Here is a 16,223-nt window from a genome sequence, read left to right as displayed (position 1 = left end):
TCGCCCAGGCCGGGTGGGCGGATAAAGCACGCTGACTTCAGACAGGCGCTGCTGCCATGCGTGTTTTCCTCACCGGTGCGACCGGTTTCATCGGCTCCCACGTCATCCCCGAACTCCTCGCCGCAGGCCACCAGGTGCTGGGCCTGACCCGCTCCGAGTCCGGCGCCCAGGCCCTGCGTGCCGCCGGTGCCGAGCCGCTCCTGGGCACCCTGGAAGCACCGGACACGCTGGTCGCCGGGGTGGAGCAGGCCGATGCGGTGATCCATACCGCCTTCGACCATGACTTCGCCAACTTCGTGGCCAACTGCGAGAAGGACCGTCGCGTGATCCTGGCGATGGGCGAGGCGCTCAAGGGATCGAATCGGCCCCTGCTGATCACCTCCGGGGTGGGCATGGGGGCGCTGCAACCCACCGATGTCGCCCGGGAGGAGGTCTTCGATGCCGATTCCCACCATCCGCGCGCGGCCTCGGAGCTGGCCGGCGAGGCGCTGCTGCAGCAGGGGGTCAACGTCTCGGTGGTGCGCCTGCCGCAGGTGCACGACACCCGCAAGCAGGGGCTGATCACGCCCTACATCGCGATCGCCCGGGCCAAGGGGCAGGTCGCCTACGTGGGCGAGGGCGGCAGCCGCTGGTCGGCCGCGCATGTGAGCGATGTGGCGCGCCTGTACGCCCTGGCGCTGGATCGGGCCCAGCCCGGCCTGCGCCACCATGCGGTGGCCGAGGAGGGCGTGCCGCTCTACCAGATCGCCAGCACCGTGTCCGCCGGCATGGGCCTGCCGCTGGTGTCGCTGCGCGGCGATCCGGAGGTGGCCGACTACTTCGGCTGGATGGCGATGTTCGCCCGCACGGCCATGGTGGCCTCCAGCGCCATCACCCGACGACGCCTGGACTGGACGCCGACTGGGCCGGACCTGATCACCGATCTGGCCGCGATGGACTACACCGCCATCGACTGACGCGGCGTTCGCCCTGCCTGCGCTAGGGTCTGCCCCGGCTCTTGACAGCAGGCAGGACGGACAGTGATGCGCACGATGACGGGCAAGGTGCAGGCGGCGGGCCTGTTCGGCTGGATCGTGGTGGTCTTCATCGCGGCGGCCATCGGCGCGGCGGCCTCGGTGCAGGCCGCCGCGTTCTACGGTCAGTTGGCGCAGCCCGCATGGGCGCCGCCGGCGACAGTGTTCGGCCCGGTGTGGACCGTGCTGTATGCCTGCATGGGCGTGGCCGCCTGGCGGGTGTGGCGGCACGGCGGTTTCGCCGCGCAGCGTCGTGCGCTGTGGGTGTTCCTGCTGCAACTGGCGCTCAATGCGCTGTGGAGCTGGCTGTTCTTCGGCTGGCATCAGGGCGCGCTGGCGCTGCTGGACATCGTGCTGCTGTGGATGCTGATCGTGGTCACGATCGTGCTGTTCTGGCGGACCAGTCCGGTGGCCGGCGCGCTGCTGCTGCCCTACCTGGCCTGGGTGAGCTTCGCCGCCGCGCTCAACTACGCGGTGTGGCAGCTCAATCCGCAGGAGCTGGGGTAGCGCACATCCGTCTGCGGTCGCCGCGTCGGAGGGTGCCGGCGACGCGGGCGATCTGCATCGGGAGGGCCGCCCCGTGTGCCCGGATGCGGATCAGGACCGGGCCGCAGGCGCCGCGTTGAATTCACATCCTGCGGTGGGCCGCCGACGGCCCGTGAGCCTTGCTCCATCCGACACCTCGAACGGATCGTGGCGGGGAGCGGCTCACTCGCCCGGATAGACCAGTCCGATCTGCGCGCGCATCTGGTCGAGCACCCGCATGATCTGCACGCTCTGCGTCGGCGGCATCCGCTGCGACTCGCGGCCGGCGCGAACCAGGGCTTCCAGCTCGATGGCCTGGTACTGCATGCCGTGGCCGGGCACGGCATGTTCGAAGCGCTCGACGCGCCCGCCGCTTGCGTCGTACACGCTGAAGCTGGTCGGCGTGAACCAGAGTGGATCAATCACGATGCGCCCCCGCGCGCCGTACACAACGGCACTGTTGGTCCCGGCCGCGTCCAGGGCCGAGACGCTCGTGGACAGCGCGCCATGGGCGTGACGCATGATCGTGGCGATCTCCGCGTCCACGCCGGTGGCGCTCATGCGCGCGCGGGCGGTGATCTCCACCGGCTCGCCCAGCAGATCCACGGCGAAGGACACCGGATAGACGCCCAGGTCCAGCAATGCCCCGCCGCCCAGCGCCGGCGCATTGGCCCGGTGCGCCGGATCGGTCGGCATCTGCTGGCGATGCTCGGCGACCACTGAGCGCAGCGCGCCGATGGTGCCGGCGGCGATCACCTCGCGCAGGCGCACCATGTGCGGCAGGAAGCGGGTCCACATGGCTTCCATCACGATCACCCCGCGTGCGCGTGCGCGCGCGACGACCTGCACGGCCTGGCCGGCGTTGAGGGTGAAGGGCTTTTCCACCAGCACGTGCTTGCCTGCCTCGATCGCCAGCAGCGCGGCATCGGCATGCTGTGGGTGTGGGGTGGCGATATAGACCAGGTCCACCTGCGGATCGGCGACCAGCGCGGCGTAGCTGCCGTGCGCGGTGGGAACGCCCAAGCGCGCGGCGAAGGCCTGGGCCGAGTCCTGTGTCCGCGAACCGACCGCCTGGACGTGCAGGCCAGCGATCTGCAGGTCGCGGGTGAAGGTCTCGGCGATCCCGCCGGTGGCCAGAATGCCCCAGCGCAGTGGCTTGTCCAAAACAGGCTCCTTGTTGGCCTGGGAACACGTGATTTGGCGCGCGGCACTCCGCCGCGCCTGCCAGGATAAGCGACCCGGGAAGACAGGGCGCCGCGGCACCTGCGCCGGGCGACGCGATGCGTCACTTTATGGCGCTTGCCTGGGCGCGCGGGTTGCGCGTGTCAAGGGCGTCACAGATCGACACATGGCGTCTCAAGTCACCGCCGCGCCAGCCGACCTTGGATGTGTCTTTCCAAGGAATCGCATGAGCGCCCTGGTGCCCTATCTGATCGTTGCGCTCGTGTCGCTCTGGGCCGTGGTGGCCACGGCGCTGGCGGTGCTGCGCGGGCGCACGGCCGAGGAAGCGCTGCAGGCGCACGCGGACAGCGAGGCCAGGATCGAGCGTTATCGCGCCGCTTTGCTGCAGCTCAAGAGCCAGGCCGAAACCTTGCGGCGCGAGCTGGATCGTCTGCAGCGCGACTATGCCGAGCTGCAGGCCGCCGCCGAGTCGCAGGAAGCGTCGGCGCCGAGCGAGGAGCGGACCCTGCCGATGCTCATGCTCGATCACCTGGACCTGTCGGCCGAGGTCGGGACGCTGCTGGAACACGTCGCGCGCGTGGCCGTGGCGGTCCGCAACTACAGTGCCTATACCCGCGGCCACCAGGGCAGCGAGCAGGCCAAGGCGCGCTACGACCTGCTGTGGTTGGCTGACTGCCTGCATAGCTTCGACCAGTTGGGACGCGCGCTGGCCGCAGGCAGTCCGCGCGCGCTGGCCCGGGCCTGCGAGGACCTGGTGGCCATGTACGACCGCTACCTGAAGGACAACAGCGGCTACAACAGTCGCGATACCTTCCAGCGCCTGGCCGGGGAAGTCCCGCTGGGCGAGGCCAGCGAGGCCATCAAATCCATCCTGGCCAAGACCGCGCAGACGCGCATGGATCCGCTGGCCGCCGCCAAGCGTGATCACGAAGTCGACCAGATCGTGTCCAGCGTGCTGCACTGACGTTCCCGGTCCAGGCTTCTCCGCGGGCCTGTCCGGGACCGCTGGGCTAGCATTCTCTCCACACCGCACGCGCCGACCGCCCAACGACGATGTCGCTTGACCTCACCACACTGGGATTTGCCGCATTTTTGACCAGCGTCGGCATCGCGATCGGGTTCAGCCTGATCCTGCTGATCCTGCGCGGTGAACCGGTCCTGCGTCTGTGGACCGGCGGGCTGTGGTGCATCTGCGCGGGCACCCTGCTGGTGGGCTTGCGCGGGCATCTCCCGGATCCGCTCTCCATCCACGTCGGCAATGCCCTGCTCAGCCTGTCCAGCGCGATGCTGCTCGTTGGCGTGGCGCGCTTTGTGGGGGTGCGGATGTCGTGGGGCTGGCCGCTGGCCTTGGTGGGCGCCCTGACAGCGGGAATCACGATCTTCACCTGGTTCCCCGATCTCTACGTGCGCATGACCCTGTTTTCGGTGCACATGCTGGTCTGGGACCTGTGGTCGGTCTGGCTGCTGCTCGCACGGGGGCGGGCGGACTTGCGATTGAGCCGGCGTCTGGCGGCGGGGTTCTTCCTCGCCGATGCGCTTGGTTACGTAGCGCGCATGGCGATGCTCTCGCCACGCGATACCGCGAGCCAGGATCTGATTCAGACCGGGCTGGCCACCAGTGCAACGATGGTGGCGGGGTTCGCGCTGACGCTGGCGCAGTGCTTCTCCCTTCTGCTGCTGATCATCCAACGGCAGATGGTGGATCTGCGCAATGCGGCGCGGACCGATGCGTTGACCGGGTTGCGCAACCGGCGCGCATTGACCGCCGACGGCACCCAGGCCCTGGCGCGCTGCCGCCGCGCCGCGCAGCCCTTCGCGCTGCTGCTGTTGGATCTGGATCATTTCAAGCGCATCAATGACCGGCATGGTCACGATGCAGGCGATGCGGTGCTGCGACAGGCCGCGCAGCGGTTGCACAGCCAACTTCCCCGCGAGGCGATATTGGGGCGCTATGGCGGAGAGGAGTTCCTGGTGTTATTGCCCGGCGTGGCGGCGGCGCGCGCGCAGGTGTTGGCCGAACTGCTGCGCGTGGCGTTGAGCGAGCGCCCGATCCTGCATGTCGGGACGCGCATGGTCCTGACCACCAGCATCGGCGGCAGCGGCATCCAAGCTGCTGCCGAGCCGGTTTCGCTGGGTCAGCTCATCGCGCAGGCCGATCGCGCGCTTTACGAGGCCAAGGACGCGGGACGAGATCGGGTCTGCTGGTACGACGCGACACGCGGCATGCCAACCAGGCTCGCGCGCGCGGAGCGGACCTCGGTGAGGCCCGCAAGCGACGCTTGAGGCACCGCATGGTGCGCAAGGATGGGGTGCCGGCCGATCGAGACCGGCACAGGGCTTACCCGCGGCGGCCGCCGTCGAACGGCTCATCGGTGGTGTAGGCATCGCGCACCGCGCTGCGCGCATGCTCCCAGTCCAGCGGCGACGGGCCGCGCGCCTGGTCCCATTCGCGGCGCAGGTCGTCCTCGACCGTGTCGTCCCACATGCGGCCGCCATAGGTCTCGCTGTAGCGCGCACGGGTGCCATAGCGATAGGCCGGGGCATAGTCCTCATAGCCCGCGTCCGGGCGACGATAGGACGCTTGCTCGAACCGTTCGCGGAAATGCGCGTCGCTGCGGGTATAGGCATCAAGGCTGCGGTCCGCACGTTCCCAGGCATCGCGCGCAGCCGGGCGCGCCTGTTCCCACTCCAGCGTGGAATCGCCCCGGCGCTCGGGCCAGGTGCGCGCCAGCTCGGCCTCGTGCTCTTCCCAACGACGTTCCGGTTCGGCTTCGCGCGCCTGCAGGCCGAACCCATAGACCGTGGCGTAGTCGCGATCGAAGTCCTTGGACGGGTCGTAGTACGGACGATGCTTGTGCGCGGCGCGCCAGTAATCGGCTTCCACGGTGGGGTCTAATTTCTCGGCCACGCCCTTGCCTGCGGCGCCACCGATCACCACGCCGACGGCGGCACCGATCAACGTGCCGATCGGGCCGAGCACGGTGCCGGCCGCGGCACCGGCCGCCGCACCGCCCACTACGCCACCGACGCCCACCCCGACCGGATGCGCACCACGCGCGCCGCTGATCGGGTCGCGATTGGGGTTGGGGTGGACCTGTTCTTCGGAGACGGCTCTATCGTGGTCCTGCAGGTCGTGTTCGCGCTTGATGTCGCTCATGATCATTCTCCAGTCGGGGGCCCGGGCGGATGGGGCGGGCCATCGGGGTGTGGAACGACTGTGCGAAGTGCGCCGTTAATGGCACGTGCCACGCGCGTGAGGGCGGGACGCTCGCGGCGGTCGGCGTTGCGACTTGTGAAGGTGCCCAGGTGCGCCTGCCGTCGGTCAATCGCGCGATGCGTCGCGATGGGGATCGCGCGCGGCGCCGACCTGGTCTTCGGGCAGTGCGTCCAGTTCGGCCTGCACGGTCCGCTCGGCCAGGGCAAAGGCGGCGTCGGCCGAGTCGGCCCGCAGTTCACCATCGCCATAGGTCGTGGGCGGGAACTCGCCGACCTGGATCGCGCGGACCATGGCCTTGCCGTCTTCGCCACTCCAGATCTCGACCCGGATTGCGGTGTCGGCCACGCGGCCGGAGCGCCAGTGCTTGCGTGTGGTGTCCATGGAGGTCTCCAGGCATGTGGGGGAACCGTCGAGGGTGAACTCGCGGATGTAACGCGGCGATCAGGACTTTGCTTCGGCCGCTGTCATCACCCTGCCGCGTGCGATGCCCAAGCTGCGCGCCAGGCGGATCAGCCGGGAGTGCCGCCACGATCAAAACCCCGGCAGCGGGTGGGTGGTTCTTTGCCGCATGGCTCCCCGGACCGCCTGAACCCTCCGCATCCCCGGCCCGCTGCCGGGGATGTTGTCTTGTGGGCGACCGATCGCTCAGGCCGCGTGGGCGGTGTCGCGCGCGTAGCGGGCCGGGGGCTGGCCGACGTGGCGGGTAAAGGCCACAGTGAAGGTGCTGGCCGAGCTATAACCCACGCGCTGGGCGACCTCGGCCACGCCCAGGCCCTGGTGGCGCAGCAGGTCGCGGGCCAGGGCCATGCGCCAGGACAACAGGTACTCCATCGGTGCCACGCCCACCGCGCGCTGGAAGCGCTCGAAGAACGCCGAGCGCGACAGCGCGGCGGTCCGGGCCAGTTCGGTCACGCTCCACGGATGCCCGGGGGCGGCGTGCAATCCGCGCAGGGCCTGGGCCAGGCGCGGGTCGGCCAGCCCGCGCAGCAGGCCCGGCGAGGCGCCGGTGTCGGCGCTGGCGCGCAGGGCTTCGATCAACAGCACCTCCAGCAGCCGGGCCAGAATCACCTCGCGCGCGGGGCGTTGGGCGCGCGATTCATCGCGCACCAGCGCGACCAGCGTCGCCAGCCGGGGCTGGTCGCGCACATGCACCTGCTGCGGCAGCAGCGAGACCAGCAGCCGGGCATCGGGCGAGCCGAAGGCGCAATAGCCCAGCAGGGTCTGCGCATTGGGCGTCGCCTGCGGGTCCCCCACGTGCAGCAGCCCGTCGCGCAGGACGAAATGCGCCGGGTCGCTGTCCTCCAGCGGCTCCGGGGACACCGAGGACATCGTGAACTGTTGTGCGGCCGGCAGCAGCACGAAGTCGCCGCGTTCCAGCAGCAGCGGCGGCTGGTCCTGCGCTTCCAGCAGGGCGCTGCCGTCCAGGACCACGCAGTAGAAGGGTTGCCCGACCTCGGTGCGGCGCACCCGCCAGGCGCCGGCCGCCACGACCTGCTTGGACAGGGCCGCCGAAGGCTTGAGCAGGCCGACGACCTCGGTCAGTGGATCGGACATATCGGACGCTCGCGGAAGAATCCAGGACTTTCTAGTGTATTGCGTCCTGATCCGGGCGCCTATCTTGAGGCTCGTCTTTCTTGCAGAGGAGTTCCACCATGAAAACCGTCCTGATCACCGGCTGTTCCTCCGGCTTCGGCCTGGAGACTGCGCGCCACTTCCTGGCCCATGACTGGCAGGTCGTGGCCACCATGCGCACGCCGCAGGCCGACCTGTTGCCGGCCTCGCCGCGGCTGCGGGTGCTGCCGCTGGATGTGACCGATGCCGAGAGCATCGCCGCCTGCGTGCAGGCGGCCGGGCCCATCGATGTGCTGGTCAACAACGCCGGCATCGGCGTGCTCACCCCGCTGGAAGCCACCTCCGCCGAGGCGGCGCGCGAGGTGTTCGAGACCAACACCTTGGGCACCATCGCCATGACGCGCGCGGTGCTCCCGCAGATGCGCGAGCGCGGGCAGGGCGTGGTGGTCAACGTGACCTCCACCGTCACCGTGCGCCCGCTGCCGTTGCTGTCGGTCTACACGGCCAGCAAGGCGGCGGTGAACGCGTTCACCGAATCGCTGGCGGTGGAAGTCGCACCGTTCGGCGTGCGCGCCACGCTGGTGCTGCCCGGAGCCGCGCCCAGCACCCAGTTCGGGCGCAACGCCGCCCCGCGCATGCAGGGCGCCATCCCCGACGCTTACGCGCCGATGGTGCAGGAGGCCTTCGACAGCCTGCGGGCGGCGGACCGGCCGATCACCCATGCCACCGACGTGGCCGAGGCGGTGCTGCGCGCGGCCACCGATCCGGACTGCCCCAGGCGCCTGCCGGCCGGGACCGATGCCTGGCAGTGGGCCACCGAGGCCGGGATCGTCTGATCCCCCGGGCGGCCTCAGGCCGCCAGGGCCGCGCTGGGGGTGGCGCGCGTGGAGGCCGGCGCCGCGTCCAGCAGGGCCTGGATGCGCGCCGCGTCCTCGGCGGTGCTGGGCATGTACACCAGCATGGACAGATCGGCACGGCCCTCGACGACGAAGGAGGAAAACTCCAGCGACAGCGGGCCGTGCTCGGGGTGGTGCAGCTGTTTGCGACCCGCGCCGAACTGGCGCACGTCGGTGGTCGCCCACAGCCGGGCGAAGTCCGCGCTGCCGCGCAGCAGTTCGTCGATCAGCGGCTGCGCGCGTTCGGTCGCGCCGGCACGGGTGATGTCCGCGCGGAAGGTCTCCACCACAAAGCGCGCCACGCTTTCCCAGTCGTGCTGCGCATTGCGCACCCGCCCGTCCAGGAACATCAGGCGCAGGATGTTGCGCTGCTCGGGCGGCAGGCGGCCGTAGTCGGTGAGCACGACGGCGGCCGGGCGGTTCCAGGCGGCCACGTCCCAGGTCAGGGTCTTGAGCAGGGCCGGGTTGGGCGCCAGGGCGTCCAACACCCGCTGCAGGCGCGGGCTGATCGCCTCGTGCGAGGGGTAGCGCGGGCCGGGGCGCTGGCCGAGGCCGAGCAGGAACAGATGCTCGCGCTCGACATCGGTCAGCAGCAGGGCCTGGGCCAGGCGTTCGAGCACCTCGGCCGAGGGGCCCCCGCCACGTCCTTGCTCCAGCCAGGTGTACCAGGTCGGACTGATGCTGGCGCGCTGGGCGACCTCCTCGCGGCGCAGGCCGGGCGTGCGCCGACGGGCCGAGGCAAAACCCAGCGCGGCCGGGTCCAGGCGCGCGCGGCGGTCTTTCAGGTATTGGCCGAGGCGGGGATCGTTGGCCATGGCGGGTGTCCTGGCTGCATCGCGTTACTAGGATGGGACGCAGCTTTTACCACGATGGGCCTGGCCGGCCGTGCAGGCCCTGGAATGCGCGGTGGCCTACTCCAGGCGCAGCTCGGCATCGCCAGAGAAGGTCTCCAGGGTGACCTCGCCCTCGCCACTGCCGTAGCGGGCGTCCAGCGAACTCCCGGGGCCATGGCGCGGGCGTTCGATCGTGGCATCGGGCGCGCGCAGCGTGCCGCTGAAGCTCTCGGCGGTGACGTGCGCGGAGACCGCGCGCGGCAGCACCACCAGCAGGCCACCGCTGACGCTGGACAGCGACAGCTTGCCGTTGCGCGCCAGCGCCGTGGACACCCGGGTGTCGCCACTGACGCTGTTGGTCGACAGGTCGCGCAGGGCCTGGTCCTTCACCGCCACGCGGATGCTGCCGGACACGGTCTCGGCCTCGACCTTGCCGTCCAGGCGTCCGCGCAGGTCGACCCCGCCGCTCACCGTGTTGATGCTGACCTCCGGGCTGTTGGCGGTCACGGTGACATCGCCGCTGACGCTCTCCACCGACAGCGTTCCGGGCGCGGCGGCCACGGTGACCTGACCGCTGACGCTCTCGATGGACAGGCTGTCGGGGGCCACGCCGGACACGTCCACATCGGCCGAGACCGCGTGCAGATCCAGCGAGGCGCGCAGCGGCACCATCAGCAGCAGGTCGCTGGGTTCGCTGGACTTTCCACCCCAGCCGCCATTGCGCGGATAGCGCACCTTGATCTCCAGGCTGCCGCGGTCGCCTTCGATCTCCAGCTTCTCCACCCCCTCGCCCAGGGAGCCGCGGATCTGCACTTCCGGCCGGTCCCAGGCGCGGACCTGGATGCGGCCCTTGACGTTCTGCACCTCGACCTTGCCGCGCGGATCCAGAGGGCGGGTCTGGTCGATGGGCGTGGACGCCCGTGCGGCGGTGGCGAGGAGAAACAGCAGGGACAGGGCGATCGGGCGCATGGGTCGGGTCTCTTTCAGCTCAGGGCCGCGCGGCGGGTCAGCGCCAGGCGACGGTCGTAGGTGTAGCGCAGGGTCTGCAGCAGTTGCGGCGAGCGTGGGTCGCGGTCGATGGCGTGCAGGATCTGGTCGGCGCTGCGGTCCAGCTCCTGCACGGTCGGGGCCAGCGCCAGCGGCATGTCCACGCCCTGCATGCGGGCCAGGGCGACCTGGTAGTCGCGGGTCATGCGCACGGCTTCGGCGCGCAGCGGCATATGCGATGGCGCGGCGGGCGCCGGGGCATCCAGCACGGCCTTCATGCGCACGCCGACCAGCGCCACCAGGGCGACCGAGGCGGCCAGGGCCAGGGGTTGCCAGCGCCGGCGGCGCCAGCGGTGGGCCCGGCGCGGCGCGGGGGCGGCCGCTTCGGCCTCCAGGCGCGCAGCGATGCCCGGCCACAGGTCGCGCCCGGGTTCGATGTCCTGGCGCAGGCCGCGCAGGGCGAAGCGCAGGTCGTTGTCGTCGGTGTTCATGCGTGTGCCTCCAAACGGGTCCGCAACAGCTGGCGGGCGCGGTGCAGTTGGGCCTTTGAGCTGCCCACCGCCATGCCCAACTGCGCGGATATCTCTTCGTGTTTCCAGCCTTCCACATCGTGCAGGACCAGCACCGCGCGTGCACGCGGCGGCAGGGTGGCCACCGCGCGCTCCAGGTCCATGCGCAGCGCAGGTCCCTGCGCGCGTGGGTCGACCATGACCGCATCGTCGTGGTCGGCTTCCTCTTCCCAGCGCGGTCCGCCGCGGCGGCTGCGCAGTTCCATCAGCGCGGTGTTGACCGCCAGCCGGTGCAGCCAGGTCGACAGCGCGCTCTCGAACCGGAACTCCGGCAGCGCGCGCCAAGCCCGCACGAAGGTTTCCTGGGTCAGGTCCTCGGCGCGCGCGCCATGCCCGCCCACCAAGCGTACGATCACCCCGTGCACGCGGCCGGCATGCCGCCGGTAGAGCTGCTCGAAGGCCTGGGTGTCGCCACGCGCGGCGGCGCGCGCCTGCGGCGCATCCACGTCCTCCTGGGCAATGTCGGGTACGTCCATGGGAATCGTGGCGGCCGTGGTCAGCATGCCCAGTGTGATGCAGCGGTTGGCCAAAGGGTTTAAAACGGCCTTCGCGCGGCCTGTTCGCCAGCCCGCGGCGCCCCCCGGGGCCGGCCTGTCGCGCCAGGCTCAACCCGGGGCCACCGCGGCCGATAGTGCTCCAAGGATGTAGGGAGAAGCTCATGTCGTCGTCTCCGCCGCCGGCGCAGTCCGCCGGAACCACGCTCGATACCCTGCCGGAGGTGCCGGTGGCCCTGCTTCGGCTCTCGGCCGAGGGCCTGATCACCGCCGGCAACCGCATGGCCCTGGACGTGCTGGGCTGCAGCGCCGAGCAACTGGCCGGCGCGCCGGCCGCGCAGCTGTGGGGGCTCGACCCGGCCGTGCTGGGCACCGAGGGGGTGTGGGTCGCGCCCGGCGATGACCCCGCGCGCCGGGTGCGCTACCAGCGCGAGGCCCAGGCCGGCGGCTGGCTGCTGTCGTTGCCGCATGTGGAAACCGCTGCCCTGCTGCGCGATGCGCGCGCACTGTCCACCACCACCACTGCCACGCCGATGGCGGTCTCCACCCCGATGCAGCCGCTGGTGCAGCGCCTGGCCCAGGCCGCCGCCGATCGCCAGCTGCTGCTGCAGGCCGGGCAGGCGCTGGCGGCCTGCGAACTGACCCCGCCGATGATGCCCGCCGACGTGGAAGGCGAGGTCGGCGGCAAGCTGCGCGCGGGCTTCGGCAACCTGGCCGAGGCGATCCGCCAGGCCGTGGCGCTGTCTGTGCAGATTGCCAGCCAGGTCCCGCACCTGGTGGCCGAGAACGACGAACTCGCACGTCAGACGCAGGCGCAGGGCGAGGCCCTGGAAGAGGTCATGGAGGCGACCCGCCGCCTGACCGAGCGCCTTCAGGGCGTGGGCGAGGAACTGCGCCAGGTGATGGACGTGGCCGCCAGCGCAGATGAACGCGCACGCCAGGGCCGCGAGGCCGCCAGTGGGCTCAACGCGGCCATGCTGGAGGTCGAGCGCCGCGCCGCGCGTGCCAGCGAGGTGATCGAGGTCATCGACTCGGTCGCCTTCCAGACCAACATCCTGTCCATCAATGCCAGCATCGAGGCGGCCCACGCAGGCCCCGCCGGCAAGGGCTTTGCCGTGGTGGCCGGAGAGATCCGGCGCCTGGCCGAACGTGCGGCCAGCGGCGCGCGCGACGTGCGGGTGATCATCGATGAAACCAGCGCCGCGGTGGGCGAGGGTGCCCAGTCCGCCCGCCGGACCGAGGAGGTGCTGGAAGGGATCGGCGCATTGATGGGGCGGGCCAGCGGGGCGATGGCCACCGTGGCCGAACGGCTGGGCGCACAGGGGGGCGAGATCCGGGCGATCGAATCCTCGGTCGATGCGGTGGTCGCACTGGGCCGCTCCAACCTGGAGCACGCCGAGCAGGTCGCCCGCCGCAGCGAGGCGCTGGGGGCTGGCACCGAGACCCTGCGCGACTGCGTGGGCCTGTTCCGCCTGCCCGAGGACCCGATGCGCGAGCCGCGTCATGCCACGGTGCGCGCCCTGGCCGAGGAGGCCGCGCGCAGGATCGGCATGGCCCTGCAGCAGGCGCTGGACCAGCACCGGATCGAGCCGGCCGCGCTGTTCGGCCGCGATTACACGCCCATCCCGGGGACCTCGCCGGAAAAGTACACCAGCGGCTTCGACCGGCTGTGCGACCAGGTGCTGCCGGCCTTCCAGGAGCCGGTGCTCGACGCCCAGCCGTGGATCGTCTTCGCCATCTGCGCCAATCCGGACGGCTACGTGCCCACCCACAACCTGCGCTTCACCCAGCCGCTGACCGGGGACCCGGCGGTCGATCTGGTCGGCAACCGCACCAAGCGCATCTTCACCGACCGAGTCGGTCGCAGCGTGGGCGCGCATACCGACCCCTATCGCCTGCAGGTCTATCGCCGCGACACCGGGCAGATCATGTTCGACCTGTCGGTGCCGGTGATGGTCGGCCGCCGCCACTGGGGCGGCTTCCGCGTGGGCTATACGCTGGAGTGAAAAGGGGCCGCGCGGCGTTGCCGCGTGTCGCGCCGGCCGACATGCCCGCGCCTTGACCCGCCACCGGACAGGGATCGTCCAGAGGGCTGCTCAATGTCCGCCTGCGCGCCGCCGACGGGATCGCGCCGGTCGTCGGCGACCGCCGTACTGCCCGCCAGGCAATGCGGGCCGTGGCGCGCATGCTGTGCTCCGCCGCGCTGGAGCCCTTCGTCCAGGGTGGGACGGATGGTGACCAGACCTTCCAGCGGCCACCGGCGCTGAGCCGTACGGCCTTGCGCCGGGCCTGGCGCCGATGGCGTAGGCTTGCGTTTCCTTCGGCTCCCGGGAGTTTTTCCCATGCGGACCCTGACGACGCTGTTGCTGTGGTGCCTGTTGGCCGTGCTGTGCTGGCCATTGGCGCTCCTGGCCCTGGTGGCCTGGCCGCTGGTGTGGCTGCTGTCGCTGCCGTTCCGGCTGGTCGGAGTGACCTTCGGCGCGGTCTTCGCGCTGCTGCGGGCCGTGCTGCTGCTGCCAGCCAGGCTGCTTGGCGGCGGCCGCCGGCTGGCCAGCGCGAGCTGATCGCGACGGCCGCCTAGGGGGGCCATCGCAACGCGCCCCGTTCCGCCCGGCGCCGATCGCGGCGGGCGGCGGGCGGGCGTCAGTCCTTCAGGTCGGCGGGGACCTTGCCGCCGTTCTCGGCCAACTTGCGCATGACCGCCTTATGCAGGGCGATGTTCTGCTCGGCGCTGCCATGGGCGCCGGCGTGCACGTCCAGTTCCTCGGCCAACTGCTTGCGCGCATCCAGGCTGGAATCCAGGTCCAGCAGCTTGAGCAGGTCGACGATGGAATGCTTCCAGTCGCTCTTGCCGCCCTTGGCCGCGGCCATGTCGGTGAGCACGGCTTCCACGTCCACCGGCGCGGCGGCAGCGGCCTGGGCCGGGGCCGGGGCCGGGTTGCGTGCCGGCGGGGCGATGTCGGCGGTGGCCTCGGAACCATCGACGATGGTCACCTGCGGGCCGGGCGCGGCGACCGGCGTCGCCGGCGCGGCCGGCTGGGCATGGCCGAAGATCTTGTTGACGATGCTGGAGAACAGGCTCATCTCGGGTCTCGCTTGAGGGAACAAGGGCGCCGACCTTAACGCGCGGCGGTGCCAGCCCGGATGAAACGGCGGTGAGTGTCCGCTTCAGCCGGCCACCGTCGGCACGGCTGCCGTGTCGACGCCTGCCTGTCTCGACATCGTGTGGCCCAAGGCGCGGTGTCCGCTGCCACGCGGCCGAGTCTTTCATCGCCACCTGCGCGCAGGTCTCGCGCTCAGTCGGCGCTCAGGACGCGGTTCTTGCCTGCCTTCTTGGCCTCGTACATGGCGCGGTCGGCACGCTTGAGCAGCACGTCCTGGGCCTCGTCCGGTTTGCGCAGAGCCACGCCGGCGCTGAAGGTGACGAACACGCGCATGTCCTCGTGCAGGAACGAGTGCTGGGCCAGCGCGCGCTGCAGGCGGGTGACCGCGGCGCTGCCCTCGAAGATGGTCGCGTCCGGCAGCAGCAGCACAAATTCCTCGCCGCCGAAGCGGGCGATGGCGTCGGTGGCGCGCAAAGTGGCGCGGGCGATCTCCACGACGTGACGCAGGGCGGCATCGCCGCCGGCATGGCCATGGGTCTCGTTGAGCTTGCGGAAATCGTCCAGGTCCAGCATGGCCACACACAGCGGGGCGCTGCTGCGCTGGGTGCGCGCCACCTCGCGCTCGAACAGTTCCTCGAAGCCGCGTCGGTTGAGCGCGCCGGTCAGCTGGTCCTCGCGCACCAGCCCGGCCACGTCCTTGAGCTCCTGCTCCAGCGCCTGGATGCGCGCTTCAGCGGCTTGTACCTGCTGTTGGGCGTTGAGCAGCACATCGCGTGCCGAAGCCGCTTCTGCCTGCATGCCGGCGGTATCGTCCAGCACCTCCTGCAACAGGCGGTTGAGCTCGGCGATGCTGTTGGCGTCGCCGATGGCCTGGGTATAGCCAGCGACGCGGTCGTGGTATTCGCCGGTGCTGGTGGCCATGCCGCCCAGGCGGTCGACGAAGGACACCATCATCTCGCGCATGGCCTGCTTGGACTCGGCGATGCCCTGCTTGAGCAGGCCCTGCTTGTAGATGACCTCGCGCAGCGTGCCGCGCGCCTGCTCGATGGCCGGGGCGTCCATCGGCCCGGCGATCAGCTGGCGGACCATGCCGATCTGGCCCTGTAGCCAGCTGCGCTCGTCGATCAGCTCGCCGACGTTCTCCAGCAATAGGTCGAACAGGCCCAGTAGCAGGTTCTGCTGCTCGTTGGCATCGTCGGCGCGCAGCCCGATCTGGTGGGTGAGTTCACGCAGGCGGGTCTCCATGACGCCCAGATCCTGGCCCGGGCGCCAGTGGCGCAGCGCAGTGCCCAGCGACTGGGCTTCCTCGACCAGGTCCGGGGTGCGCTGGAGCAGCGTGGCCAGGGCATTGCCCAGGGCATGGCGCAGCAGGTCGCGCAAGTATTCGGCCTGGGTGCGTCCGGCGGCCAGCGGGTCGGCCACGTCGATGGTGCGGATGTACTTGTCGATCAACTGGCGCAGGGCGCGGCCATAGCCGGGCCAGTCGCCGGCATCGTGAGCCACGCGCAGACGCCGGCCCATGTCGCCCAGTTCGCCATGCAGGCTGGCCATGCCGCTGGCGAAGGCATCCAGCAGTTCCTCCGGCCGATGGGCATGGGAGAACAGGCGCATGAGCGCGGCGGTGGCGGCCGCCGCATCGACTGGCGGAGCGGCAACCTCGACTGCCGAGGGCGTGCTCGCGGACACGCGTCGATGGGTGGTCGTCAGCACCGCCTTGCCGGGCGTGGCGGTGTCCTCACCGCGCTCGCCCAGCTTGGACAGGAGTCGGCGCAGCCCTCCCTTCGGCGGTGGCGGATCGGGCAGTTGAGGCATTGCGCAGGACCTGGGCGGG

At 70.8% G+C, this 16,223-nt stretch carries 17 protein-coding genes; 7 read left to right on the top strand and 10 right to left on the bottom strand.

The features are described 5' to 3' along the window. Positions 1-56: 56 nt before the first annotated feature. On the top strand, positions 57-956 hold the full coding sequence (locus PJ250_RS02555; protein WP_271646999.1) for an SDR family oxidoreductase: 900 nt from the start codon (positions 57-59) through the stop codon (positions 954-956). A gap of 75 nt (positions 957-1,031) precedes the next feature. Further along, positions 1,032-1,520: a TspO/MBR family protein gene (locus tag PJ250_RS02550; RefSeq protein ID WP_271648495.1), complete on the top strand. Its 489-nt coding sequence runs from the start codon at positions 1,032-1,034 to the stop codon at positions 1,518-1,520. 201 nt (positions 1,521-1,721) lie between these two features. Here PJ250_RS02550 and PJ250_RS02545 read toward each other — a convergent pair whose 3' ends face one another. Continuing rightward, positions 1,722-2,702 (bottom strand): Gfo/Idh/MocA family protein, encoded by a 981-nt coding sequence (locus tag PJ250_RS02545; protein WP_271646998.1) that lies wholly within the window; start codon positions 2,700-2,702, stop codon positions 1,722-1,724. 244 nt (positions 2,703-2,946) lie between these two features. Here PJ250_RS02545 and PJ250_RS02540 point away from each other — a divergent pair, with 244 nt between their 5' ends. Continuing rightward, positions 2,947-3,684 carry a PspA/IM30 family protein gene (locus PJ250_RS02540; RefSeq protein ID WP_271646997.1) on the top strand — a complete coding sequence of 246 codons (738 nt, stop codon included), beginning with the start codon at positions 2,947-2,949 and terminating at the stop codon, positions 3,682-3,684. A 245-nt stretch (positions 3,685-3,929) separates the two neighbouring features. Beyond that, positions 3,930-5,003 (top strand): GGDEF domain-containing protein, encoded by a 1,074-nt coding sequence (locus tag PJ250_RS02535; protein ID WP_271646996.1) that lies wholly within the window; start codon positions 3,930-3,932, stop codon positions 5,001-5,003. Between the two features lie 55 nt (positions 5,004-5,058). On the opposite strand, the gene PJ250_RS02530 is transcribed toward PJ250_RS02535, so the two are convergent. From PJ250_RS02530 to PJ250_RS02520, 3 genes are all read right to left on the bottom strand, one after another. Next, a complete protein-coding gene (locus tag PJ250_RS02530; RefSeq protein ID WP_271646995.1) occupies positions 5,059-5,877 on the bottom strand; it encodes a glycine zipper family protein in 819 nt (272 codons plus the stop codon). A gap of 165 nt (positions 5,878-6,042) precedes the next feature. Beyond that, on the bottom strand, positions 6,043-6,318 hold the full coding sequence (locus tag PJ250_RS02525) for a hypothetical protein (protein ID WP_271646994.1): 276 nt from the start codon (positions 6,316-6,318) through the stop codon (positions 6,043-6,045). Between the two features lie 264 nt (positions 6,319-6,582). Continuing rightward, positions 6,583-7,491 (bottom strand): AraC family transcriptional regulator, encoded by a 909-nt coding sequence (locus tag PJ250_RS02520; RefSeq protein ID WP_271646993.1) that lies wholly within the window; start codon positions 7,489-7,491, stop codon positions 6,583-6,585. 98 nt (positions 7,492-7,589) lie between these two features. On the opposite strand from PJ250_RS02520, the gene PJ250_RS02515 reads away from it, so the two are divergent. Next, complete coding sequence (locus PJ250_RS02515) at positions 7,590-8,345, top strand: SDR family oxidoreductase (RefSeq protein ID WP_271646992.1); 756 nt, start codon at positions 7,590-7,592, stop codon at positions 8,343-8,345. Positions 8,346-8,359: 14 nt separating this feature from the next. Here PJ250_RS02515 and PJ250_RS02510 read toward each other — a convergent pair whose 3' ends face one another. The 4 genes from PJ250_RS02510 to PJ250_RS02495 all read right to left on the bottom strand — a co-directional run bounded on the left by PJ250_RS02510 (position 8,360) and on the right by PJ250_RS02495 (position 11,270). Then, positions 8,360-9,220, bottom strand: coding sequence for a helix-turn-helix transcriptional regulator (locus PJ250_RS02510; RefSeq protein ID WP_271646991.1), 861 nt, complete (start codon positions 9,218-9,220; stop codon positions 8,360-8,362). Positions 9,221-9,316: 96 nt separating this feature from the next. Then, on the bottom strand, positions 9,317-10,207 hold the full coding sequence (locus PJ250_RS02505) for a DUF4097 family beta strand repeat-containing protein (protein WP_271646990.1): 891 nt from the start codon (positions 10,205-10,207) through the stop codon (positions 9,317-9,319). 14 nt (positions 10,208-10,221) lie between these two features. Beyond that, entirely contained in the window at positions 10,222-10,716 is a 495-nt protein-coding gene (locus PJ250_RS02500; RefSeq protein WP_271646989.1) for a hypothetical protein, read from the bottom strand. Next, the gene (locus PJ250_RS02495; RefSeq protein ID WP_271648494.1) at positions 10,713-11,270 is read right to left on the bottom strand and encodes an RNA polymerase sigma factor; all 558 of its coding nucleotides are present in this window, start codon (positions 11,268-11,270) and stop codon (positions 10,713-10,715) included. Before PJ250_RS02495 ends, PJ250_RS02500 begins: the two co-directional genes overlap by 4 nt. A 182-nt stretch (positions 11,271-11,452) precedes the next feature. Here PJ250_RS02495 and PJ250_RS02490 point away from each other — a divergent pair, with 182 nt between their 5' ends. Further along, positions 11,453-13,294: a methyl-accepting chemotaxis protein gene (locus PJ250_RS02490; protein WP_271646988.1), complete on the top strand. Its 1,842-nt coding sequence runs from the start codon at positions 11,453-11,455 to the stop codon at positions 13,292-13,294. 336 nt (positions 13,295-13,630) lie between these two features. Then, entirely contained in the window at positions 13,631-13,852 is a 222-nt protein-coding gene (locus tag PJ250_RS02485; RefSeq protein ID WP_271646987.1) for a hypothetical protein, read from the top strand. Positions 13,853-13,931: 79 nt separating this feature from the next. Here PJ250_RS02485 and PJ250_RS02480 read toward each other — a convergent pair whose 3' ends face one another. Together PJ250_RS02480 and PJ250_RS02475 are read right to left on the bottom strand one after the other, a co-directional pair. Continuing rightward, positions 13,932-14,372, bottom strand: a complete 441-nt coding sequence (locus tag PJ250_RS02480; RefSeq protein WP_271646986.1) for a DUF3597 domain-containing protein — start codon at positions 14,370-14,372, stop codon at positions 13,932-13,934. Between the two features lie 212 nt (positions 14,373-14,584). Continuing rightward, positions 14,585-16,204 (bottom strand): GGDEF domain-containing protein, encoded by a 1,620-nt coding sequence (locus PJ250_RS02475; protein ID WP_271646985.1) that lies wholly within the window; start codon positions 16,202-16,204, stop codon positions 14,585-14,587. Between the last annotated feature and the right edge of the window lie 19 nt (positions 16,205-16,223).

It is taken from the genome of Pseudoxanthomonas sp. JBR18, from assembly GCF_028198165.1.
GTDB lineage: Bacteria > Pseudomonadota > Gammaproteobacteria > Xanthomonadales > Xanthomonadaceae > Pseudoxanthomonas_A.
This window is presented reverse-complemented; position numbering and strand designations above follow the sequence as displayed.